Source organism: Pedobacter foliorum, from assembly GCF_013266735.1.
Classification (GTDB): Bacteria; Bacteroidota; Bacteroidia; order Sphingobacteriales; family Sphingobacteriaceae; genus Pedobacter; species Pedobacter foliorum.
Genome location: NZ_JABSNU010000002.1, coordinates 98,643 through 121,542 on the forward strand (window position 1 = coordinate 98,643; position 22,900 = coordinate 121,542).

At 35.9% G+C, this 22,900-nt stretch carries 22 protein-coding genes; 12 read left to right on the top strand and 10 right to left on the bottom strand.

Going from position 1 to position 22,900, the window contains the following annotated elements:
• Both HQN83_RS04235 and HQN83_RS25425 read right to left on the bottom strand, forming a co-directional pair.
• Positions 1-633 carry a response regulator gene (locus tag HQN83_RS04235; RefSeq protein WP_173088981.1) on the bottom strand — a complete coding sequence of 211 codons (633 nt, stop codon included), beginning with the start codon at positions 631-633 and terminating at the stop codon, positions 1-3.
• Positions 626-3,511 carry a ligand-binding sensor domain-containing protein gene (locus HQN83_RS25425; protein ID WP_317172488.1) on the bottom strand — a complete coding sequence of 962 codons (2,886 nt, stop codon included), beginning with the start codon at positions 3,509-3,511 and terminating at the stop codon, positions 626-628. The genes HQN83_RS04235 and HQN83_RS25425 overlap by 8 nt, the downstream gene beginning before the upstream one ends.
• 240 nt (positions 3,512-3,751) lie before the next feature.
• Between HQN83_RS25425 and HQN83_RS04245 the strand changes: the two genes are divergently transcribed.
• A complete protein-coding gene (locus HQN83_RS04245) occupies positions 3,752-4,606 on the top strand; it encodes a helix-turn-helix transcriptional regulator (protein ID WP_173088983.1) in 855 nt (284 codons plus the stop codon).
• A gap of 71 nt (positions 4,607-4,677) precedes the next feature.
• Positions 4,678-5,112 (top strand): nuclear transport factor 2 family protein, encoded by a 435-nt coding sequence (locus tag HQN83_RS04250; protein ID WP_173088985.1) that lies wholly within the window; start codon positions 4,678-4,680, stop codon positions 5,110-5,112.
• 139 nt (positions 5,113-5,251) lie between these two features.
• Here the strand turns inward: HQN83_RS04250 and HQN83_RS04255 are convergent, their stop codons facing one another.
• Positions 5,252-5,851 (bottom strand): hypothetical protein, encoded by a 600-nt coding sequence (locus HQN83_RS04255; protein WP_173088987.1) that lies wholly within the window; start codon positions 5,849-5,851, stop codon positions 5,252-5,254.
• Positions 5,838-6,335: an RNA polymerase sigma factor gene (locus tag HQN83_RS04260; RefSeq protein WP_108203788.1), complete on the bottom strand. Its 498-nt coding sequence runs from the start codon at positions 6,333-6,335 to the stop codon at positions 5,838-5,840. The genes HQN83_RS04255 and HQN83_RS04260 overlap by 14 nt, the downstream gene beginning before the upstream one ends.
• A 144-nt stretch (positions 6,336-6,479) precedes the next feature.
• On the opposite strand from HQN83_RS04260, the gene HQN83_RS04265 reads away from it, so the two are divergent.
• The 4 genes from HQN83_RS04265 (at position 6,480) to rpmA (ending at position 9,270) form a co-directional block, all read left to right on the top strand.
• On the top strand, positions 6,480-7,865 hold the full coding sequence (locus HQN83_RS04265; RefSeq protein WP_173088989.1) for a dicarboxylate/amino acid:cation symporter: 1,386 nt from the start codon (positions 6,480-6,482) through the stop codon (positions 7,863-7,865).
• Positions 7,866-7,891: 26 nt separating this feature from the next.
• Positions 7,892-8,404 (top strand): hypothetical protein, encoded by a 513-nt coding sequence (locus HQN83_RS04270; RefSeq protein ID WP_173088991.1) that lies wholly within the window; start codon positions 7,892-7,894, stop codon positions 8,402-8,404.
• 81 nt (positions 8,405-8,485) lie between these two features.
• Positions 8,486-8,797: a 50S ribosomal protein L21 gene (rplU, locus tag HQN83_RS04275; protein WP_074605730.1), complete on the top strand. Its 312-nt coding sequence runs from the start codon at positions 8,486-8,488 to the stop codon at positions 8,795-8,797.
• Positions 8,798-8,853: 56 nt separating this feature from the next.
• Positions 8,854-9,270, top strand: coding sequence for a 50S ribosomal protein L27 (rpmA, locus tag HQN83_RS04280; RefSeq protein ID WP_173088993.1), 417 nt, complete (start codon positions 8,854-8,856; stop codon positions 9,268-9,270).
• A gap of 106 nt (positions 9,271-9,376) precedes the next feature.
• On the opposite strand, the gene HQN83_RS04285 is transcribed toward rpmA, so the two are convergent.
• Complete coding sequence (locus tag HQN83_RS04285; RefSeq protein WP_173088995.1) at positions 9,377-9,742, bottom strand: helix-turn-helix domain-containing protein; 366 nt, start codon at positions 9,740-9,742, stop codon at positions 9,377-9,379.
• A gap of 211 nt (positions 9,743-9,953) precedes the next feature.
• Between HQN83_RS04285 and HQN83_RS04290 the strand changes: the two genes are divergently transcribed.
• The gene (locus HQN83_RS04290; protein WP_173088997.1) at positions 9,954-10,916 is read left to right on the top strand and encodes a response regulator; all 963 of its coding nucleotides are present in this window, start codon (positions 9,954-9,956) and stop codon (positions 10,914-10,916) included.
• On the opposite strand, the gene HQN83_RS04295 is transcribed toward HQN83_RS04290, so the two are convergent.
• Both HQN83_RS04295 and rnr read right to left on the bottom strand, forming a co-directional pair.
• On the bottom strand, positions 10,913-11,881 hold the full coding sequence (locus HQN83_RS04295) for a polyprenyl synthetase family protein (RefSeq protein ID WP_173088999.1): 969 nt from the start codon (positions 11,879-11,881) through the stop codon (positions 10,913-10,915). The two genes, HQN83_RS04290 and HQN83_RS04295, sit on opposite strands and share 4 nt — an antisense overlap.
• Positions 11,882-11,899: 18 nt before the next feature.
• Positions 11,900-14,032 (bottom strand): ribonuclease R, encoded by a 2,133-nt coding sequence (gene rnr, locus HQN83_RS04300; protein ID WP_173089001.1) that lies wholly within the window; start codon positions 14,030-14,032, stop codon positions 11,900-11,902.
• 89 nt (positions 14,033-14,121) lie between these two features.
• Here rnr and HQN83_RS04305 point away from each other — a divergent pair, with 89 nt between their 5' ends.
• On the top strand, positions 14,122-15,000 hold the full coding sequence (locus HQN83_RS04305) for a mechanosensitive ion channel family protein (protein WP_173089003.1): 879 nt from the start codon (positions 14,122-14,124) through the stop codon (positions 14,998-15,000).
• Positions 15,001-15,024: 24 nt separating this feature from the next.
• Here the strand turns inward: HQN83_RS04305 and HQN83_RS04310 are convergent, their stop codons facing one another.
• Positions 15,025-16,740, bottom strand: coding sequence for an ABC transporter ATP-binding protein (locus HQN83_RS04310; RefSeq protein WP_173089005.1), 1,716 nt, complete (start codon positions 16,738-16,740; stop codon positions 15,025-15,027).
• A gap of 94 nt (positions 16,741-16,834) precedes the next feature.
• Between HQN83_RS04310 and HQN83_RS04315 the strand changes: the two genes are divergently transcribed.
• Positions 16,835-18,145, top strand: a complete 1,311-nt coding sequence (locus tag HQN83_RS04315; protein WP_173089007.1) for a nicotinamide mononucleotide adenylyltransferase — start codon at positions 16,835-16,837, stop codon at positions 18,143-18,145.
• Between the two features lie 22 nt (positions 18,146-18,167).
• Here the strand turns inward: HQN83_RS04315 and HQN83_RS04320 are convergent, their stop codons facing one another.
• Both HQN83_RS04320 and HQN83_RS04325 read right to left on the bottom strand, forming a co-directional pair.
• Positions 18,168-18,608 (bottom strand): GNAT family N-acetyltransferase, encoded by a 441-nt coding sequence (locus HQN83_RS04320; protein WP_173089009.1) that lies wholly within the window; start codon positions 18,606-18,608, stop codon positions 18,168-18,170.
• The gene (locus HQN83_RS04325) at positions 18,608-19,099 is read right to left on the bottom strand and encodes a YajQ family cyclic di-GMP-binding protein (protein ID WP_173089010.1); all 492 of its coding nucleotides are present in this window, start codon (positions 19,097-19,099) and stop codon (positions 18,608-18,610) included. The genes HQN83_RS04320 and HQN83_RS04325 overlap by 1 nt, the downstream gene beginning before the upstream one ends.
• Before the next feature lie 123 nt (positions 19,100-19,222).
• Here HQN83_RS04325 and HQN83_RS04330 point away from each other — a divergent pair, with 123 nt between their 5' ends.
• The 3 genes from HQN83_RS04330 to HQN83_RS04340 all read left to right on the top strand — a co-directional run bounded on the left by HQN83_RS04330 (position 19,223) and on the right by HQN83_RS04340 (position 22,898).
• Positions 19,223-19,831 carry a histone gene (locus HQN83_RS04330; protein WP_173089012.1) on the top strand — a complete coding sequence of 203 codons (609 nt, stop codon included), beginning with the start codon at positions 19,223-19,225 and terminating at the stop codon, positions 19,829-19,831.
• A 111-nt stretch (positions 19,832-19,942) separates the two neighbouring features.
• Positions 19,943-21,997: a polyphosphate kinase 1 gene (gene ppk1, locus HQN83_RS04335; RefSeq protein WP_173089014.1), complete on the top strand. Its 2,055-nt coding sequence runs from the start codon at positions 19,943-19,945 to the stop codon at positions 21,995-21,997.
• 4 nt (positions 21,998-22,001) lie between these two features.
• Positions 22,002-22,898 (top strand): Ppx/GppA phosphatase family protein, encoded by an 897-nt coding sequence (locus tag HQN83_RS04340; RefSeq protein ID WP_173089016.1) that lies wholly within the window; start codon positions 22,002-22,004, stop codon positions 22,896-22,898.
• Positions 22,899-22,900 lie beyond the last annotated feature (2 nt).

Sequence of the window (22,900 nt, forward strand, 5' to 3'; positions counted from 1 at the left end):
CTATATTAATTTATTGGTTTTGGCCACATTTATGGCGTCAGCTTTCGAGTTGACGTCTAACTTAATGTAAATGTTCTTTACATGAGTTTTAACAGTTTCTACATCAATAAACAATTGATTAGCTATCTGTCCTCTATCTTTTCCTTCTGCTATTAATTCCAGTATCTGTGTTTCTCTTTTAGTAAGTGGCGAGTGTTGGTTCTTTTGAAGCGACATGATAACCTTCTTTGAAACATCAGGACTCATAGGGCCTCCACCATGCATTACCTCTTTAATGGCGTCAATTATTTTTGATGAAGGAGTGTTTTTAGTGAAATATCCAGAAGCTCCATTTGCCAAAGCATCAAGTATTATTTTTTCGGTTTCATAAACGGTAAGCATAATGATGTAAACATTGGGTAGCATCTTTTTTAACAGAGGCAAAGCATCAATTCCATTTGTTCCTGGTAGTTGTATATCTAGTATGATCACATCTGGATTGTCTTTTGCAATCTTAAGCTTTGCCACATCAAATGAAGCATATGCATTTACTACCGTATATGGAGAGGTGTTGTCAATTAGGTAGTGATAACCTTCTCTAATGGTTTTATCATCCTCAATAATTACAATTCTTGCGGCTTCCTGGTTATGCATTTTTAAAATGTTTTAGAGTCGAAAAATTAACAAGTAAAAGTACATTCGTTCCCTTGTCATTAGAAGTAATATTTAAATCAGCATTAATTCTCTTAGCTCTCACATACATATTGTTCATTCCATGCCCATCTTTAGCGTGTTCTATATCAAAACCAATTCCATCATCCCGAAGTGTAATTAACAGCATTCCATTGTTTAGTCTGGCTTCAAAATTAATTTGTTTTGCTTTAGCGTGTTTCAGTGCATTATGGATTGACTCTTTGAATATCATCAATATGTTTCTGCTCATATCTAGTGATAGCTTTGTGTCTTTATTGTTGAGGTTAATATCATATTTAAATAGGATAGGAGTCTCATTAACCATCTCCTGACCAAAATCTTTGATGTGGTTTAAAACCTGACTTAATGAATCGTTTTTGGGATTAAGTGACCACAAGATATCTTTAGTTCCGTTGTACAACTCATCCACATTGCATCTGATTTTTTTTAGAATGTTTCTTTTTTCTGTGTCGTCATTATCAATCATACTTCCCAATACCTCTGATAGCACTGTAATTCGGGTTAGTTTGTTGCCTAAGTCATCATGGAAATCTTCCGCGGTCTGCTTTCTGATCTTAAATTGTTCTTCCAGCTTTATCTGTAGTCTTAATTTACGTTTACGTTCATTGAGGGTCAGGATTATATATACCGCCAACAGGATTAATAAGAGAATAAATACGATAATGAAAAATTTAAAAATAGGGGTTTGGTAGTATGGCATCAGTATTTCAAAAGAAACTGATGCTGTATTAACTGATGAAAGTCCGTCTTTCGTTACCGCCTTTACTTCGAAAGTATATTTTCCAGGTGGGATTGCGGTAAAATTCATTGAAGAATTGTTGCTTGGCTGGCTGTACTTATTATCTAAGCCAATTAATCGGTATTTATACATTACAGCACTAGGGTTACTTAGGTAAATACCGGTGTAATTGATATTGATGTGGTTGTGGTAGTAAGGCAGTGTAAGTACACCCTTAACGTATTCTTGCTTGTAATTAGGCGATACGTTTATAGAATTGATGTAAATGTAGGGATTAACTTTTTTCTCAGAGCTTGGGTTTATTCCATAAACAATAACGCCTTTGGTAGTGCCAATCCACACATTGTTGTCGTGCTGAAGTATCGCATTTTGGTTGCATTCAACTAACAGTTCATCTTGGTTATTTGGTTGTATGATAGAAAAATCTTTACTATTAATTCTATCAATACCTCTTCCGGTTCCTAACCATATTGTCCCTCTTTTATCTTCTAATATACTATAGATATGATCGGAGGCAAGTCCTGATTTTGTATTAATGAACCTGGTTGTTCCGGTTTTAACATTCCAGACTAATAACCCATAATCAGCAGTTCCAAAAAGTACGTAATCTTTGTGCTTAAGCATACAAAGTATGCTGGAGCCTGATAATCCCTTAATGTTTAATGGAGTAATTGTTTTTTTGTTGACGATTAACCATGCTCCATCTTGAGTGCCTGCAACTATTGAGTCGCGCCCAAGTTCCATTAATCCACCTCCAAATTGTTTGGTTACTCTATTGAATTTTCTGCTTTTAACATCAAAGGTTAAGCATCCATAACTGGTTGATAGCCATATTGTGCCGCTGCTATCCTCAATCATCGCATTGTAAGCCACATGTTCCTTTTCAGTATCCATACGCTCCATTCGCTGGCCATTGTGCATCCAAAGCCCGCCACCCGGAGTACCTATCCATACATTGCCTTTATGATCGTTGTATAAGAAATTAATGCGGTATGAATCGGGATTTTCTGAAGGGATTTTTATGCTTTTAATTTTTTGATTCTGCTTGTATTCATATAAGCCACCATATGAACCTAACCATATTGTTCCGGGAGTTGGACCATTGGCAATTGACATCACAATTCTACTATCTATTCCTTGTGTTTCATCAAATGTTACGTAGCTATTATTGGTAAATCTAAATAATCCCGAACCATCTGTTCCCAGCCAAATGTTGTTCTCTATATCTTTAAATATTTCATTAACAATATTGTCGGTAAATCCATTGTTAGAGTTGAAATGGAAAAGGTTGGTGGGAGTGATGCAGTAAGCTCCGCTGTTTGTACCTATCCATACCGAACCTTTGCTATCTTGAGCTATAGAGTTGCATTTGGTTGTGATTTCATTGTAAGCTTTGCTAATGATGTTGTTCTGCGCAATATAGATGCCTTTTGGAGTTAATAGCCATAGTTTTCCTACATTAAGTTGGTCTACTAAAATATCTGTAACGATTAGGTCTTTAATTTTATCATTTAAAGGCGAGCGCAACCATTTGCCTTTTTCCAAATGATATATTCCCTTGCCGTAAATGGCTACCCAAATATTGCCGGAATAATCTGTTTTAAGGGCAGTAACTACTTCGGAGGTATCATTTGAAATAGCTATTGGTTCATCCTTTTCGGCATTAATTAAACGCTTGCCTTTTAGGCCGTAGACAATCCCATTCTGATCTGTGGCTAATACATTTACCCATTTTTTAGTATCAGCATAATTGCTGAAGCTATTGCCATTGTATTTTGAAAGGCCTCTGGCAGATCCTATCCATATTTCGTTGTTTTTCCCTGCTGCTAAAGAAAGAATGAAGTTGCTGCTTAGTCCACTTGTTTTAGTGTAATTGATAAACTGTTTGCCATTAAAACAGCTGAGCCCACCAAGTGTTGAAATCCACAATCGACGCTTGCTATCCTGCGTAATGGCAGTTACCTGTGATTGCGTAAGTCCATCCTCTATGTCATATTGTTCGAAATTGTAACGCTGAGAAAAACCATCGAAACAATAGATGAAAAGGATGAGAAAAAGTATTAATAGCTTTTTGCCCACTGGATATAGAAATAGTAAGTTAATCTGACTGTAAATATATTTATCAATATACTATTAAAAAATCACCCTTGAAGGGGTATTTTTTTCATTTACCTCAATATACCCCTTTAGGGGTGAAAAGAAACACGATATCCCGGTTTAATTTTGACTAGAAACTTTGATCATAGAAGTTGATTAATTGGAGCGTTTGATGATGATTTAAGGATTTGAATTTGAGTTGTATACGTTAATTTAATTGTGATGGATAGTAAGAAAATACTTGTTGGTAATAATGAAATTAGAAGCGAAACTTCTTATAATACCAGCTTCACCGGCCTAACTGGAAAGTACTCCATCAATATGGTATTTAATGGGGCGGCTGACTATAAATTGGGTAAAAGAGATTTACGGTTGCATCCGGAGAATTTCATCTTTTTAAACAGTAACACCAATTACTCCAGCAGGATTGATTCGACAACACAAGTAAATTCACTTTCTATATTTTTTGATCCTTATTTTGTAAGGGATTTTGAGTACTCCTTGAACGATGAAAGGCTATTATTGGATAGTCCGTTTAACTTTAAGTATGAATCCCCGGTTTTTGTAGAGTCTATTTATCCGTTGCAGGGTGGGTTAAAAGATAACCTGATAAATTTAGGCTCACTTATCAATAGTAATTCAACTAACCAATTGCTTCTAAATGATTGTCTTCATAACTGCTTGCTTAATTATTATAGTATTTACAACGCTGAGGTAGTAAATAGAACAGCCTCATTAAAGTTTCATAGCTATATTACCAAATCTGAGATATTAAGGCGGTTGTCTATTGCCAAAGATTATATCATTAGCAATTACAATAAAAACATCCGGCTGGATGATATTGCACAAATGGCTTGTTTGTCTGTAAACCATTTGCTACGAACTTTTAAGCAAGCATATCAACAGTCGCCTCATCAGTTTTTAACAGCAATCAGATTACAGCAAGCTAAATACTATCTAAAGAATACAGACTACCCAGTTAGTGAGATTGTGGATATGGTGGGCTTTGAATGCCCAAGTTCGTTTATCAGACTATTTAGAAATTCATTTAAAGTTACTCCCGGCCAGTATAGATAACCTGTGCCGTATTTTAAGGTGCTTTTATAGCACTTCACAAATGTTTAATTGAAAAGAATAAAAAAAAGATCATGAAAAGGAAAATCCTATTGTGTGTGGCGATACTCAGTATCTCCTTCACTTCTGCATTTGCTGATAATGGTAAACCAGCAGCAAGTGTGAATTTAAAATCAAGCTCTGTAATAGAGGCTTACATTGATGCGAATGTGCACTGTAATGCCGCATTGCTTAATCAGGTGATGCATAATGAGGCTGTGTTAAAAATAACCAGGCAAGGCAAAATTGTTGAGCAAACTAAAAAAGAATTGGTAGATTTTTACAAAAAAAGAGGTGACATTACATTGAATTGTACCCCAAATTTCGAAATCTTATCAAGTTGTGATTGCGTCGTTATGGTAAGGGTAGACTTTAAATATCCTCTGTTTACACAACAAAACTATGTAACTATTGTAAAAGATGAGGAAGGCGTTTGGAAAATAAGTCAGATCAACAGATTTAATGGATAAAGAAACTTGGTGATTTTCGCTTATCCTTAATAAAGTACCCGTCTTATATTTGAATCAGGAAGCCCACTAGTAAATTTGGATAGATTTAAATTTGGGTTAGTTAATAATAGAAGTCATCCCTTAGGTAGGATGACTTTTTTTATGCCTGTTCTTTAAATTGACTACTAATACGTTCGAATTTCTCAATCAGAAGATCTAAACGTTCTTTCTCCCTTTTTAAATATGCTTTGCGCAAAAAGGTTGCACATAGTGCCATCCAAAAAATTGTAAAGGCAGATATTCCGATTTGAAACCAAAGGTCCAGATTGTTAAGCATCTCGTAGAAATAAAGTATAAAGCCAAGACACAAGGCTGCGGCATAAAACCAATACAGCTTATTGTAGATCGAGAACTTATTTAACTGGTAAATCTTTAGTTGTGATAGGAATTCTTTTGGATGTTGAGTGAAATCATTCCGTGATATTATTTTGTAATCTTTATATAAAATAAAGGTAGATACAGCTATAGCAATAATGATGATGCTTAAACCGGCCTGTGTTGTCCATGAAGTGAATGGGAAGAATATCAAGAGTGCAACGAGCGCTGCAAATGAGATAATCATTCCAAAAATGTTCAATAGAGACCTCGTTTTAATGCCTGATACCTCTTTTTTTGCTTGCGAAAGCATTTCCTCAGATGAGATTTTTACCTCAACCGAATGCGACTGCCAAAGCGATTGTATATGATCAAATTCCTGCATGCTGATTGTATAATTCTGTAAGTTTTTGTTTAATGCGATGAATTTTTACTCTAAGATTCCCTTCACTGATACCAGATATGTCTGCTATTTCATTATAAGGTAATTCATCGAGTACCATTGTAATTATGAGGCGATCGTTTTCTTCTAATTTTGATATTGATTTATAAAGCAGCGCAACCTGTTCGTTTTTTTCTGAGAATTCCTCCGGACGGTTTTCTATAATATTGTCTGTAAGTTCATCTTTAGCCTGCCTTTTTTCCGACCTTAAGTAGGTTAAGCAGGTATTAACAGCAATACGATAGATCCACGTCGAAATCAAAGATTTATTACGGAACTTGTCTAAATTTTGCCAAACTTTTAAAAACGTTTCCTGAAGTAGGTCATTGGCAGAGTCTTCATCGCCAGTATAACCATAACATAAATGGAATATTTTCTTGGAGTTTGTGTCGAAAATTTGTTTAAATAACTGGTCCTTTTGTTCCACTAAAATTAAGTTGATAACCCTTAGAGGTTATTTATGGTTGATTGTTACTACTAAAATGCGAATTTAATTGGTTTATCAACAAACTTTATGGAATAATTTAATTGTTGTAGTTTTACACCCACAGAAAACATTAATTTAAGATAGATGTCTAAAAACAACGGATTAACATTCTTTATCTTTTTAGCTTTAGTATTGGGAGTTGCTCTTGGATACTATTTAAATGTGAGTTCATTCGGTACTTTCAATGATAATATTGCTAATGCGGATAACAGAGTTAAAGCTATAGATGCTCAGATTATCAAAATTAAAGACTCTACTGCAACAGCTTTTCTTGAATTAAATACGGAGAAAGTTGCACTAGAGAAGGTTCGTCATGAAAATGAAGTTTTACGGGAAAAGAAGCTGGAGCCACTTACACTGTTAAGTGATATTTTTCTTCGTCTTATTAAGATGATTGTTGCTCCTCTTGTTTTTTCTACGCTTGTAGTTGGCGTTGCAAAGGTTGGCGACATAAAAGCTGTAGGTAGGATAGGAGGAAAAACCATGCTTTGGTTTTTGAGCGCTTCTCTTTTGTCGCTAGTGCTTGGATTAATCATGGTTAATATTTTTAAGCCTGGTGAAGCTATGAATTTACCATTGCCTCCAAGCAATATAGATACAGGTATTCATAAAGTTGCATTATCCTTAAAGGATTTCATCTCTCATATTTTTCCGAAAAGTATGGCAGAAGCAATGGCTACCAATGAAATTCTTCAGATAGTAGTATTTTCATTGTTCTTTGGTGTAGCTACAGCTGCAATTGGAGAAAAGGGGCAAATCATTATCAAGTTTTTTGATGCTGTGGCACATGTGATTTTAAAAGTTACTGGCTATGTAATGAACTTTGCACCATTTGCGGTATTTGGAGCGATGGCAGCAATTGTGGCAAAACAAGGTTTAACCGTATTGTCTACCTATGCATTGTTTATCGGAGAATTTTATTCTACTATGTTATTGCTATGGGTGGTGTTGATCATAATTGGATTTTTTATTCTTAAGTCGAGGGTATTTAACCTGATGAGCAGGATGAAAGAACCTGTTCTTGTAGCTTTTAGCACAGCTAGTAGTGAGGCTGCTTACCCAAAAACGATGCTTCAATTGGAACGCTTTGGGTGTAAAGATAAAATTGTAAGCTTTGTTTTGCCTTTAGGGTATTCTTTTAATCTTGATGGATCGATGTTGTATATGACCTTCGCCTCATTATTTATAGCGCAGTCATATGGTATACATTTGTCTTTTGAACAGCAGATAACCATGCTTTTGATTCTGATGCTGACAAGTAAGGGAATAGCGGGTGTTCCAAGAGCATCTTTAGTAGTAATTGCAGGTACCATTGCAACTTTTAATATTCCGGAAGCCGGATTGGCTCTTTTGATAGGTATAGATCCATTGTTGGATATGGGAAGGTCTGCAACCAATGTTATAGGAAATAGCTTGGCTACAGCCGTTGTGAGTAAGTGGGAGGGTGACCTTACCGAACCATTAGATTAAGTAACAAATAATAAAAAACGATTAATATGACTTCCAAAGGGAAAAAGATTTTTTTAGCGCTAAGTATAGTAGTGCCTTTCCTAATTTATTGCATTGTGTATTATACCCCAATGATAAAAAATGCACCTTTCAGATCAGCCGATTTTGTTTCGTTTGAATATAAATGGGGAGTAGGGAAGACCCTTGCCAATAGTTATAATTCTGCTACCGGTGATTATCAATACCTAAACGACAAGGATTCTTTAGTTAAGACTCATGTGAAGCTTAGAAAGAACGATATGATCTATTTGCACAGTAAGGCAAATGAGTTGGGCTTGTGGAATTTCCCTGATGTAATTGCAAATAGCGGATCTGATTTGAATTCGCCAAAGACACTGCGTTATGAAATTCAGTTTAATTACAAAACCAAGTCGAAGAAAGTAATTTATTTTACTGATTACAATGAAATACCTAAACTAAGAGACGTTGCTGCTCAAATGCAAAAGCTCATTGGGCAAAGCATCAATGATGCTGAAGAACGTTACGGGAATAAAAAGTAATTCTGTTGTGGATTTAGAAAAATTAATTCTATATTTGCACCTCGATAAAAATAAACAATTTAAAATAATAAATATTTAACAATGTACGCAATAGTAAATATAGCAGGACAGCAATTCAAAGTTGCAAAAGACCAGCACCTTTTTGTACACCGTTTGCAAGGAGATGAAGGCGCTAGTATTGAATTTGACAATGTATTGTTGGTTGAAGATGGTGGTAAAATCACTGTAGGAGCTCCTACTTTGAAAGGTGCTACAGTTTCAGCTAAAATCGTGTCTCATTTAAAAGGTGATAAAGTAATCGTTTTCAAAAAGAAACGTAGAAAAGGTTACAAAAAGAAAAACGGTCACCGTCAGTATTTCACTAAAATCCAGATTTCTGGTATCAGTTTATAATTAGTTGTTAAACAAGGATTACCAGGTTAATCAGGTAATTATTAAAATATAAAACAATGGCACATAAAAAAGGAGCCGGTAGTTCGAGAAACGGACGCGAGTCGCATAGCAAACGCTTAGGTATCAAGATCTTTGGTGGTCAAGATGCTATCGCTGGAAACATTTTAGTACGTCAGCGTGGTACAAAACATCATCCAGACAAAGGAGTAGGTATTGGTAAAGACCATACTTTATTCGCTTTGGTTGATGGTACTGTAATCTTCAAAAAGAAACAAGATAACAAATCTTATGTTTCTGTATTACCTACAGTAGCTAAAGAAGTTGTAGAAAAAGCGCCTGCTAAAAAAGCACCTGCTAAGAAAGCTGCTGCACCTGCAAAGGAAGCTGCTGCTGAAAAAGCACCTGCAAAGAAAGCACCTGCTAAAAAAGCTGTTAAAGCTGAAGTAGAAGCTAAAGCTGAATCTGCAGAATAATAAGATATTAACCTTATAAAAAAAGGGTTTCAACATACGTTGAAGCCCTTTTTTTATAATTACTTTTCTTGAGTTTTTTGTAAGTGATGCTTTGATGTCTCTTGAATTATTGCCCCTTTAACTCTTTCATTTTAATTGCCATTAATTCCTGTTCTAAGGACTCTATGGTTTTTTTAAATCCAGCGAGTGATTTTTCAAGGTTACTGATTAGAGATGGGACCTTGTTGGTTGGCTCAGGGTTTTCAATATCACTAGTTTCCCCATGTAAGATCCATTCGTAACTTTTGCTATAATATCTAGCGATCAAATGCAGTGTGTCAAAAGTGGGATACTGATTTCCTAATTCTATTTGTGAATAGTTACTTCTGGATATATTCAATATGCTAGCTATACTCGCTTGAGATAGATGGTGATCTATTCTCAAATTTTTGATCCTTTCTCCAATAAGTACTTTTGACAGTATTTCTTGCATAGTTGATTTATATTGTGTTGATTTGTATATGGTCGAATTAGAAACCTCTTAGCTGGTTACAAATTCCAAACCATAAAATGAACTGGGATAATTATTAGGGAAGAATTGTTCCATAGACCTTATTTGTATTAAGCTAAGGCTTATAAAGTGATTTAAAAAACCGCGTATAAAATGAATTGTGGGCAATATAATAGTTTAGATAAGATTAACAATGCAGGTTAGTAATGTATGGGAGCATTCATCTTGTTCATTTTTTCTAATTGATAGAAAATTTGAAATAGTATTTTTCAAAATTGTTCCTGATAATAATTTACGGGAATTTATTGCTGGTTTCCCTAAAATTGGGGACAATGTTGAGGAAATAATTGCGCAAATCTATAAATATAAATTCTTAAAACTACTTGAAAAGTGTTTTAAGAATAATTGCTTCAGTATCGACATGAGAATTCCGGTTGAAAACGGAGGCGTTGACTTGCCCTTTCAAATTGTGTTTACTCCTTTAATGAAAGGTAAGATAGAGTGCGTGGTTTGCACTGTTATAAAGAATCACCAGCGTTTAGATCATTTAAATAAGCTTAATGATTATTCACATCTTACTTCTAATCAATTACGCTCGCTTACTGTAAATGTATCTAATCTGTTTAATGTTACTAGCTATAGCCAGTTAAATGGTTATGATGTTTCAAAAATAAATCAATTACTAAGTGATGTTAATTATCAGGCAAAAAAATTGGATGCTGCAATCAAGGAGCTTTGTATGAATCTTGGTAAATCCGCAAGTAATAATCTTTTAGAAAAGGACTCTGCTAAGCAAGGGAAGAAACATGTGGTGCTTGTTGATGATGATCTTATGACTATTAAAGTGCACCAAGCATTGATAAGAAATCAACATAAAGAAAAGCATGTTGTCTTGTTTAATAATCCCGAAGCCGCACTTGGTTACATAAGGCAGAATAAACCGGATATTATTCTTTTAGATTTACATATGCCTAATATCGACGGTCTTCAGTTTTTGCAAATGATGGACGACAACAATATTTTTATTGATGTAGTTGTCGTCTCATCCTCTGTTGATCCAGTTGATAGAACCACTGCAACCTCGTTCCCTTTTGTAAAGAATTTTATAACTAAGCCACTAACGAGTGAAAAGGTGAGATTAATATTTGATAATTAATACTCTCGGCTCATTAGCTCTTCCGCTAACGTAATAATTTCTGATTTTCTGGATTCTTGTGCAGTAATCTTACTTAAAGCTGTAAATGCTTTGTCCAGGTAACTTTTCATTTCCTGTGTAGCTAGCTCTCTGATCTTATAGCTATGATATAAATCAGTAATGTTTTTGATCTTATCTTCCATGTTTTTGTTGGTGAACTGATCTGTAAGTATGATATGATCCTCTTTGCTTACAAGTTCCTGTAGTTTTAGTAACAGGAAAGTTTTTTTGTTTGCGATGATATCACCAGCTATCTGCTTTCCAAATTTCTCAGGGTCGCCAAACACATCCAGTATGTCATCCTGAAGTTGAAACGCAATTCCAAGGTTCTCTCCAAAAGTATAAATAAGATCAGCTTCTTCTGGTGTTGCTTTTGCAACAATTGCACCTAATTTCATAGCTCCGCCTAGCAGGACAGCTGTTTTAAGGCGTATCATATCAATATACTCCGGGATACTTACATCACCACGGTTTTCAAACTCCATGTCAAGTTGCTGACCCTCGCAAACACCTTGAGCAGTAGCATTAAAAGTATTTAAGGCAGGTTTTAATACGCTTACATCAACATTTGTGATGTGCTTGTTGGCTTCAACCATCATTACATCTCCGCTGAGTATAGCTGTATTGGTGCCCCACTTTTCATGTACAGTTTGTTTGCCTCTTCTAAGAGGGGCATTGTCCATAATGTCATCATGGATAAGTGTAAAGTTGTGGAAGGTTTCAATAGCCATAGCTGCCGGTAATGCTTTAATCACATCGCCGCTAAATAGATCAACTGCCATTAGTAGCATGGTTGGTCTTACTCTTTTGCCTCCTAAGCTCATAATATAGCTTATGGGCTCATATAAGTTGCCAGGATATGTTGGGTATTGGATTTCGCTTATTGCTTGCTCTACGTGCTTTAATAATTCTGAAGGAGAATGCATTCTTTTTATTGTTGTTATCTAATCCTGTACTAAAATAAAATCTATTTGACGTTTAGCCAGATCTACTTTCTTTACTTTAACTTTTACCTCGTCGCCTAATTGATACTTTTTCTTTTTACGTTGGCCTACTATACAGTAGTTCTTTTCGTCAAGAACATAGAAATCATCAGAGATATCACGAAGTCTTATCATTCCTTCGCATTTGTTTTCAATGATCTCCACATACATACCCCATTCAGTAACTCCTGAGATAAGGCCCATGAAAGTATTTCCAATGTTTTCTTCAAGATACTCAGCCTGTTTGTATTTAATAGAGGCGCGCTCTGCATCAGCCGCACGTTTCTCCATTGTTGAGGAATGAGATGCTGCTATTTCATATTCCTCTTCATTTGCTGATTTTTCGTTGTTTAAGTAAGCAGCTAGAAGTCTATGTACCATAACATCGGGATATCGCCTGATAGGGGAGGTAAAGTGGGTGTAATGATCAAATGCCAATCCGTAATGACTGGTCTTTTTGGTCGTATAAACAGCTTTTGCCATAGAACGAATGGCTAGTTGTGTTAGCACATTCTGTTCTTTTTTACCTTCAACATCTTCCATCAGGTAATTCAAAGATTTTGCAATCTCTTTGTCCGATTTCATATTGATCTTGTAACCAAAACGCGCTGCAAAAAGCGCGAAATTACCAAGGTTTTCAAGGTTAGGAGAGTCGTGAGAACGATATACAAAAGTATATTTCTGTTTGCCTTTTCCTTTTTTTGCAATAAACTCAGCTACCTTTTTGTTAGCAAGCAGCATAAAGTCTTCTATAAGCTTATGGGCATCTTTACGTTCTTTAACGTACACGCCAATTGGTTTGCCGGTATCGTCAAGTTTAAATTTAACCTCGGTACTTTCAAAGCTAATGGCGCCATTTTTAAACTTCCTGTCGCGTAATATATAAGCCAGCTCATTAAGTTTAAGGATTTCATCAGTGTAATCACCTGCCTTAGTCTCAATTACTTCCTGAGCTTCTTCATAACTAAAGCGTCTGTTCGAATGGATTACTGTGCGACCAAACCATTCTGTAATTATGTTTGCTTCCTTGTCGAGCTCAAACACAGCAGCAAAACAAAGTTTATCCTCATTAGGACGTAAGGAACATACCCCATTACTTAAGCGTTCAGGAAGCATAGGAATCACACGATCTACCAAGTAAACTGAGGTAGCTCTTGAATATGCTTCTTTATCAAGGTGGCTGTTCGGTATAACATAGTGAGATACATCTGCGATGTGTACACCTATCTCAAAATTTCCATTTGGTAATGTTTTAAAGGAAATGGCATCATCAAAGTCTTTCGCGTCAACAGGATCGATAGTGAATGTTACAGTCTCTCTAAAGTCTTTACGTCCTTTTAAGTCGGCTGCCGTAATCTCTTCCGGTATTGCATTGGCTTCCTTTTCAACTTCAGGAGGGAATACAAGTGGAAAACCAAACTGCGCCAGGATGGCATTCATTTCCGTGTTGTTCTCACCCTGCTCGCCAAGTATAGTGGTTACTTTTCCAATTGGATTCTTGACACCTTCAGGCCAATCGGTAATGCTTACTTGTACTTTTTGTCCATTTTTAGCACCATTAAGGTCGCTTAAAGGAACAAAAATGTCATGAAGCATTTTACGGTCATCAATATTTACAAATGCAAAACGATCAGAGATTTTTATTACTCCAATAAAATCTGTTTTAGCACGGGTAATGATTTCAACTACTTCACCCTCATTTTTACGACCACTCTTTTTGGCATAGATATAAACCTTTACCGTATCACCATTTAGTGCATTGTGAAGTTTGCGGGCTGATACAAAAATATCTTTCTCAAACTCGTCCTCAGGCACTACAAATGCAGAACCATCAGCAGTCATGTCTACCTTGCCGATAATAAAAGTCTTCAAATCCTTTAGTTTGAATTTTCCTTTTTCAGGTTCTAAGAAAATACCTTTTCTCGATTGCTCTTTTAGCACTTCAAGAATTGTTTCTTTTCCGGCAGGATCTGTTATATTTAATTTAGCGGAAACCTGTTTGTAGTTTAGGGCTCCATTGCCATTTTTCTCGAGTACATCACTAATCAATTGTATTAAAACAAGTTCTAAGTGCGATGATTTCTTTTTTGCCATAGTAAAAATATGAATCACCCGAAGGTAACAATTTGAACCGATAGATTGTTCTATTTTGTACCTTTGATTAGGTAGCTATACAACATAAAATGATAGAAGACAGAGAAAGAAAGACCGGCAAGGAATTGCTAATGATCCTTATAAAGGCAGTAATTTGTTTACTGTGGATTTATTTTGATTTCAATAATCCACAAATCTATAGAGACTATCCTGACTTGGCGAAAGTAGCGGGCGCTTTAATGATTTTTCTAGGGCCAAGTCTGGTAGTCTCTATCATTAGATTAGTAATTATTTATTGGTACATCAAAAAGCATAAATTTAAGAGTAACATCAAGGATAATTTCATTCTGGGTATCAACAGGATTGAGTCAATATTAAATACTGTATTCTTTATACTGGCCTTAACTTCATTCTCGGATCGGAAATTAGATGAACTAGTATTTAGTGTTTCCATTGTTGCTGCAGCATTGGCGGTTACATTTAAAGACTATGTAGCCAATATGATCAATGGCCTAATTATCATGTTTTCGGATCGACTTTCATTAGGAGATCACATTAAAGTAGGGGAGCATGAGGGTAAGATATTAGACATTACGCTAATTAATATGATCTTGCAAAATGAAGATAGCGATATGGTCATTATTCCCAATTCCCTGGCTTTTAGTTCTGTTATTGTAAACCAGTCTAAGCAAAACATCAAAAAACTAAGTATTGAGTTTGAGATGTCTCTGGCTAATGGCTATACACCAGAGTTTATAGAAAATCACTTAAATAAAGCTATAGAAAATTATTCAGACAATGTGATGCCCGGAGGCCTTACCGTTAAAACCATAGCAATCAATAAAGATGTAGTTATTTTTAAAGTGATGATCTTATTGAAAAGATATGATAAGGTTAAAGAAAGAGAGATCAGAAGGGCAATTAATACCACGTTGATTAGACTATCTGCTGTTTTGAAAACTGATTAAGAAACAACGTCGAAAGAATCTTAATTATATTAAAGATGCCGAGCCTGGGATGGATGCTATGAGCCTCCGGGTATATTCTGCTTGCGGATTGTTATAAATATCGTCGGGATATCCTTGTTCCTCAATCTTCCCTTTATTCATCACAATCATTCTATCAGAAATATGCTTTACCACGGCAAGATCATGAGAAATGAAGATGTAAGTAAGTCCAAATTCTTGTTGTAACTGTCGTAATAAATTCAATACCTGCGCTTGCACTGAAACATCTAGAGCAGATACTGATTCATCGCAAATAATAAAACGGGGCTGTAAGGCAAGGGCTCTGGCGATAACAATTCGCTGGCGCTGCCCTCCAGAAAACTCGTGTGGATACCGGTTAAAATGTTCAGCTTTTAAATCTACACGTTCCAATAAGCTCAATACGTGATTCTTCCGTTTTGCATCATTATCAAATACCTGATGTACTTGTAAAGGTTCCATTAATGCATTGCCTATAGTAAGCCTTGGGTTTAAAGATGAATATGGGTCTTGAAAAATTATCTGTACATCCCTTCTCATTCCCCGAAGGTCTCTTCTGTTTAAAGAAGTGATATTATTGCTATCAAAGATAATCTGTCCGGATGTAGGTTCAACCAGTCTTAAAATACTGCGACCTAAAGTAGTTTTTCCGCATCCTGATTCACCTACCAGACCAAGCGTTTCCCCAGGAAAAACATTAAAGCTTATGTGATCAACGGCCTTTACATAATCGGTGGTTTTGCCAAATAAGCCCTTCCTAATTGGATACCAGGTGCAAAGATCCTTAACCTCTAATAGCGGCTTTTGAGTATAAAGATCAGCTCTTCTCTGAGCTATTTCAGCAGAAGTATAATTATTTTGCTCCATTAAGTAGGCCATTGCGTGATCAGCATCTTCATTCAGAAAGTCGGCCACTACCGGTAACCTTTTTAGTAGTTTATTTGGTGCTGGTCGGCAGGCAAGTAAGCCTTTGGTATAAGGATGCTTGGGGTGGAGAAAAATCTGCTCAGCGGAACCTTGTTCAACAATTTCTCCCTTATACATAACGGCTACTTCGTCAGCAATTTCACTAATAACAGCAAGATCATGAGAAATGAATATCATTGCCATATCGCGCTCCTGTTTAAGTTTAAGTAGTAGCTCCAGGATTGTTTTTTGAACTGTTACATCAAGTGCTGTGGTTGGTTCATCAGCAATTAAAATTTCAGGATTACAGCTAAGCGCCATAGCAATCATTACCCTTTGCTTTTGTCCACCGGAAAGCTGATGAGGATAGCTGTCAAATATTTGTTCCGGCCGAGGCAACTGAACTTCTTTAAATAGTGCAATGGTTTTATCTTTTGCAGTATATTTATCGAGCTTTTGATGTAGTACAATAGCTTCTTTAACCTGAGCCCCGCATGTAAATACAGGGTTTAAGGAAGTCATAGGTTCCTGAAAGATCATTGCAATTTTATTGCCTCTGTATTTTCTAATTTCTTCAGCCGTTAGGTTTAGCAGATTGATTTTATCAAACTCTATTGTGCCACCAATTTTTGTGCTTTGCGGGTCATGAAGTCTCATGATAGAGAAAGAGGTAACGGATTTCCCAGATCCCGATTCTCCGACAATACCGAGTACCTTACCTTTTTCGATAGAAAAGCTTACATCGTTAACTGCTTTAAGCCAGGTTTTATCCTCTTTATTTAGAAATTGTATGTCGAGGTTTTTAACGTTCAGCATTGATTTAACGGAACAGATTTTCAGGGTGAAAATAATTGCCATCAAGATAAGGATTTTATCGTCTAAATCCATCTGATTGTGCTATTTTTGCAAAATGGAAAGAGAAATCCTTGATACCAAGCGTAAAGCCCTAAAGATTAACTTAAATCCCAGGATTTACGGGACCTTCGCAGAGATAGGTGCAGGACAAGAAGTGGCGCGTAATTTTTTTACTGCAGGTGCAGCTTCCGGTACGGTTGCAAAAACAATGTCGGCCTACGATATGACATTTAGTGATGCAATTTACGGTGTGGAAGAGTCTGGTAGATACGTAAGTAAATCTAGACTATTGAAGATGTTAAATCACGAGTTTGATTTATTGACTGAAAGATTGAGCGGAGAGAAGTATGATGACAGAACTTTTTTCGCCTTTGCAGATACAGTAACTACACTTAACTATAATAAATCCAACGATCCACATGGCTGGATTGGACTTCGTTTCCAATCAGAACCTGATGGAGAGCCCAACGAAATATTTTTCCATGTACGCCTACTTGATACTGATGCTGCATTACAGCAAAACGTATTAGGGATAATTGGTGTTAACCTTGTTTACGCAGCGTTCTACTACAATCAGGATCGCAAAGCGATGATCGAATCGCTGGCCGATAATTTAACTGTTGGTTCAGTAGAGATTGATCTGATCTCGGTAAACGGCCCGGTATTTAAAGGCGCAGATAACATTTTGTTAAACCTTTACCTGATTGTTAAAGAGTTCTCTGATGCTGCTATTTTTGATTCGCAAGGACAACCTTGCTTACCTAAAGATTTGCTGTATAAAAAGGACATTATGATTTTGCGCACAAAATACGAGCAAAAATCACATCCAAATTTTAGCATGCTTAACAAAGCAGTCGATCAATTTGTTAAGACTGAAAATGTACAGGAAGATAATCTTAGTGTGCTGATAGAGGTATTGATGACTAACGTGTTGTCAACCGGAGATGAGTTACATGAATTAGACCTTAACTCTGTTGCGAAAAGAGCAAAAGAAATGTGTAAAACCGGAAATAAAGTAATTGTTTCCAACTTTACCCGACACAATAAATTGGCTAAATATTTGGATCGTTGCCGTCCAAAAAGTGTAGGTATTTCTACCAATATCAATAACCTTAAGTTTGTGTTTAATTCAACTAACTTTGGTGAAAACTACAGCAGTCAGCTGTTAAGTTATGTGAGTGATATGTTTAGCAAAAACGTAAAGCTTTTTGCTTATCCATTCCTTGATAAGAAAACAAATGAAGTTGTTACATCTGCAAATATGCCTGTAACTCCCGATGCGAAACCTTTATTCGACTTTCTTATTCTAAACGGGTATATCGAAGATATTCAGGATTATAGTGATGATGATGTAAAAACAGTTTAAAAGAAACTGTTTTTACAAAATACTATAAATCTTTGTATGGGTTTTTAATTGCAATTCCCATTAATCTGTCAGGATGTTCAATTGGTTTAAAACCAAATTGGGCATATAATCCATGGGCATCCTGAGTAGCCAGCATATACCTTCTTAACCCTTGCAGGTCTTTATGGAAAAGCATTAGCGACATCAGCTTTTTTGATAAGCCTTGTCCTCTATATATTTCTTCTACATAAACATCAGCCAGGTAGGCAAAGGTCGCCTTATCCGTTATCCATCTGGCAAAGCCAACCTGTTTAGTGTCTTTGTAAATTCCAAAGCACAAAGAGTTCTCTATAGATCTTTCAACAATCTCTAAAGGGATATTTTCTGCCCAGTAAGATTGGGTGCTCAGATAATGATGAATAGCAATAGGATCTATTTTATTCTTATCATCTGAAAAGATAAAACCATGATCTTCAATTTCCATTAGTTCCTCATGTTAATGAATTGCAAAGGTTGTCCAAAATCTTCTTTACGGCAAAGTGCAATTACACCTTGCAGGTCATCAATACTTTTACTTTGTACGCGAACCTGATCATCCATCATAGATGCCTGTACTTTTAAGCCACTGGCTTTTATTTTTGCAACAATCTTTTTTGCAGTTTCTTTATCTATACCTTCTTTAACGGTAATCTCCTTGCGGATCATATTACCTGATGCATATTGTTCTTTGCCGAAATCCAGACTTTTAGCGTCAAGATTCTGCTTTATCATTCTTGAAATTATAGAGTCTTCTATAGCTTTTAAGCGCATATCGTCCTCTGTAACTATGGTAATTACATTGGTCTTTTTATCGTGGTCAATAGTGCTTTTTGAAGTACTGAAATCATAACGGTTAAGGATCTCTTTTTTTGCGTTATTCATTGCATTATCAAATGTTTGAGCATCTACTTTACTTACAATATCGAAAGTGGGCATGATTATAGCTTTATAGTGAAAAATATATTAGATTTAAGTGAAAATTGATTTCCTGTACAAAAAAACGAAATTATTACGATAGTTGCGACAATCCATAAGCTGTAACATTAAAACTTAGAACATATGAAAACCAATAACTCAAAGGTGCAAAAAAAAGGCTCAAAAAAGGCAGCTAAAAAAGAATTAGAGAAAAGTTTGAGAGAGAAATTTTTGGAAGTTGTAAAACATCTGGGGCATGATGCTGAAAGGATAGGTAAGGATATTGAAATTGCAAGTAAGTTTGTAGCCAAAAAATTAGCTAAGAAATTTAAAGAAGTAAAATCAGTTGTAGACCATAAAGTTGATGAGGTAGTTGCATCAAACGAGCCGGTTGTTAAAAAGGTTGAAGAGCTAAAGAAAAGTACATTAAAGGGAGCTAAGAGTGCTAAGAAAGTTGTAGAAAAAGCAGTTGCAAAAGCAAAACCTGTTGCGCAAAGCGTTAAAGTAGCAGCAATTGCTACAGAAGAAAAGGCGGCTAAAGCAATTTCAAAATCAATACCTGATGTAGCAGCTAAAGTAGCAGAAAAGACTGCTCCAAAACCGGCGCCAAAAGCAATTGCCAAACCAGCAGTAAAAGCAGTAGCAAAACCAGCGGCTAAACCAGCGGCAGCAAAACCCGTTGCTAGTAAAGCACCTGCTAAGAAAGCAACTAAACCTGCTGCACCAAAAGCAACTACAGAAAAGACAAAATAACAATCTGGGGTTTATAAGCAGATTGAGGGTTAAGTTTGAATTTAATAATTGAGTAATAATTAACAATTACTTAACAATAGAATTCGCAGTTTTGAGGAACAATAATATTTAATGAAAAAAAGGGCGCCGTTTCTAAATAGAGAGATCAGTTGGTTATATTTTAACGAGCGGGTTTTACAAGAAGCTGCCGATGAGACAGTACCGCTCATAGAACGGATAAAATTTTTATCTATCTTCTCATCAAACCTTGAAGAGTTTTATCGGGTAAGGGTAGCAACTTTAAGTCGACTATCTAATCTAAATGATAAAGCAAAGGCCTTGCTGGGTTTTAATCCTAAAAAGGTTCTAAACGAAATAAAGAACATTGTTGTAAAACAGGAGCGCAAGTTCGAACAACTGTTTCAGGCAACATTAATGAATGAACTGGCGCAGAACAGAATCTTCATTTTAAACGAAACTCAGCTAAACGTTTCGCGCGGAGAGTTTGTGCGTAATCATTTTAGAGACAGGATACTATCAAACCTGGTTCCTATTATGATTGATTTGGAAAAGCCATTTCCAGAACTTAAAGATCGGTATTTGTATTTCTTCGTTCGGCTTTCAAAAAAGACATCAAAAAAGAGTGAGAAATATGCGTTAATAGAGCTGCCACCAGACTTGCCGAGGTTTCTTGTGTTACCTGAAACTAATGGACTTAAATTTATCATCCTTGCAGAAGATATAATTAAGTATTGTTTGGATGATATTTTCTATGTTTTTAACTATGATATCATAGATGCTTATTCTATTCAGGTGACCAGAGATGCAGAGCTTGATATCGATAAAAACGTAAGCGATAAGTTTGTTGAAGACTTGAAATTGAGTTTGGACAAACGGAAGAAAGGTAAGCCGATGCGTTTGCTTTATGATACAGAAATGCCGTTTGATATGCTTACCGTTCTGGTAACTAAACTTAAAGTAGAAGCCGAAAGTTTAATCCCGGGAAACAGGTATCATAAGTTTGGTGATTTTATTGCTTTTCCTAACGTAGGATCTAAAGACCTGGAGTATGCACAAAACGTACCTTTAAAAGTTGCTGGTTTACATCGTACAGAAAGTATTTTCAATAAGCTAAGCGAAAGAGATTATCTAATCAATTTACCGTATCAATCTTACGATTATATCATTCTGTTTTTACGCGAAGCGGCAATTGATCCTAAAGTAACCGAGATCAACATTACGCTGTATCGATTGGCAGAAAACTCCAGAGTTGTAAATGCATTAATCAATGCAGCTAAGAATGGTAAAAAGGTTCATTGTTTGGTTGAATTGAAAGCCAGATTTGATGAACGGGCAAATATATTCTGGACAAGCAAATTAGAAGAAGAGGGGGTACATGTTAATTACGGACTAACGGATTATAAAGTACACTCAAAAATCTGCCTCGTAAAAAGAATGGAGAAGGGAAGGGCAGTTTATTACGCCAATTTAGCTACCGGTAATTTCAACGAGAAAACGGCTAAGCTTTATTGTGATCATAGCATCTTTACCTCTAAAAAGGAAATCACACTTGATTTGCTTAAGCTTTTTAATGCCCTGAATAAAAGAATGGTAATAAAAGGATTTAAGCATTTGATTGTTTCTCCGCTTGAATCAAGAACCAAAATTTACGGACTTATAGAGAGGGAGATAAAGTTTGCAAAACAAGGTAAAACGGCTTATCTGATCTTAAAGGTAAATAGCCTTGCCGATGAAGGTATAGTGGAGAAGCTTTATGAAGCTAGTAATGCCGGCGTAATTGTTAAACTCATAGTTAGAGGCATTTGCACTTTGGTTCCGGGTATAAAAGGCTTCAGTGAAAACATTACGGTCATCAGCATTATTGATAAGTTTCTGGAACATGCCAGGGTTTTCATATTTGGCAATAATAATAAAGAAGAAATGTTTCTTTCGTCAGCAGATTTGATGAGTAGAAATTTTGAACATAGGGTAGAAGTAGGCTTTCCGGTTTTAGATGAAGAAGTAAGACAGGAAATTAGAGATATCATTGAATTTCAGTTACAAGACAATGTAAAGGCAAGAGATATAACCCGCCTAAACAATAATAAATACCATAAAAACAGACTCACAACAAAAGTTAGGGCGCAGGTGCAAACCTACAATTACTTAAAAAATAAACATCAATAAAGCAATGTTAAGATACGCTGCAATAGATATAGGTTCAAATGCTGTAAGGTTATTGATTGCCGATATCTCAAAAACGGAAAAAGGCTATAGTTATAAAAAGAATACTTTAGTTAGGGTGCCATTAAGGCTTGGAGATGATGCGTTTCTTGATCAACGATTGTCAGATCGTAAAGCAGAAGACCTTATTAAAACAATGAGTGCCTTTAAAAACTTAATGGATGTTTATCATGTAACTGAATACCTGGCTTGTGCTACATCAGCAATGCGCGAAGCAGAAAACGGTGCTGAAGTAATAAAAAGGATAAAGGAAATTACAGACCTCAACCTCGAGATTATTGAAGGTCAGCGTGAAGCAAATATCATATACGCAAACCATATTGAAGAGAATCTTGATGCTAAAAAGAGTTACCTTTATATTGATGTTGGTGGTGGTAGTACAGAACTTTCTGTTTTTGTAAACAAAGAACCAGTTGCTTCTAAATCTTTTGATATTGGAACCATTAGGATTCTAGATAATCAGGATAAAGATGAAACCTGGGAAGATATGAGACTATGGGTTAGGGAAAACACTAAGAACCTTAAAAATGTAGCGGGTATTGGAACTGGTGGAAACATCAACAAGCTGTTCAGAATGTCTGATGAAAAAGAAGGAATGCCTTTGTCGTTTTTAAAACTTAAGGGATTATATAACCAATTAAACGGGCATTCTTTAAAGGAACGGATCAGTGTATTTGGGCTGAACCCTGATAGAGCAGACGTAATTATCCCGGCCTGCGAGATTTACATCACCTTAATGAAATGGACAGGTATTAAGCAAATCTATGTACCTAAAGTTGGATTGGTAGATGGAATAATTAACTTGTTGATTGAAGAGAACTTAAAAACTGAAGCCTACGTATAGGC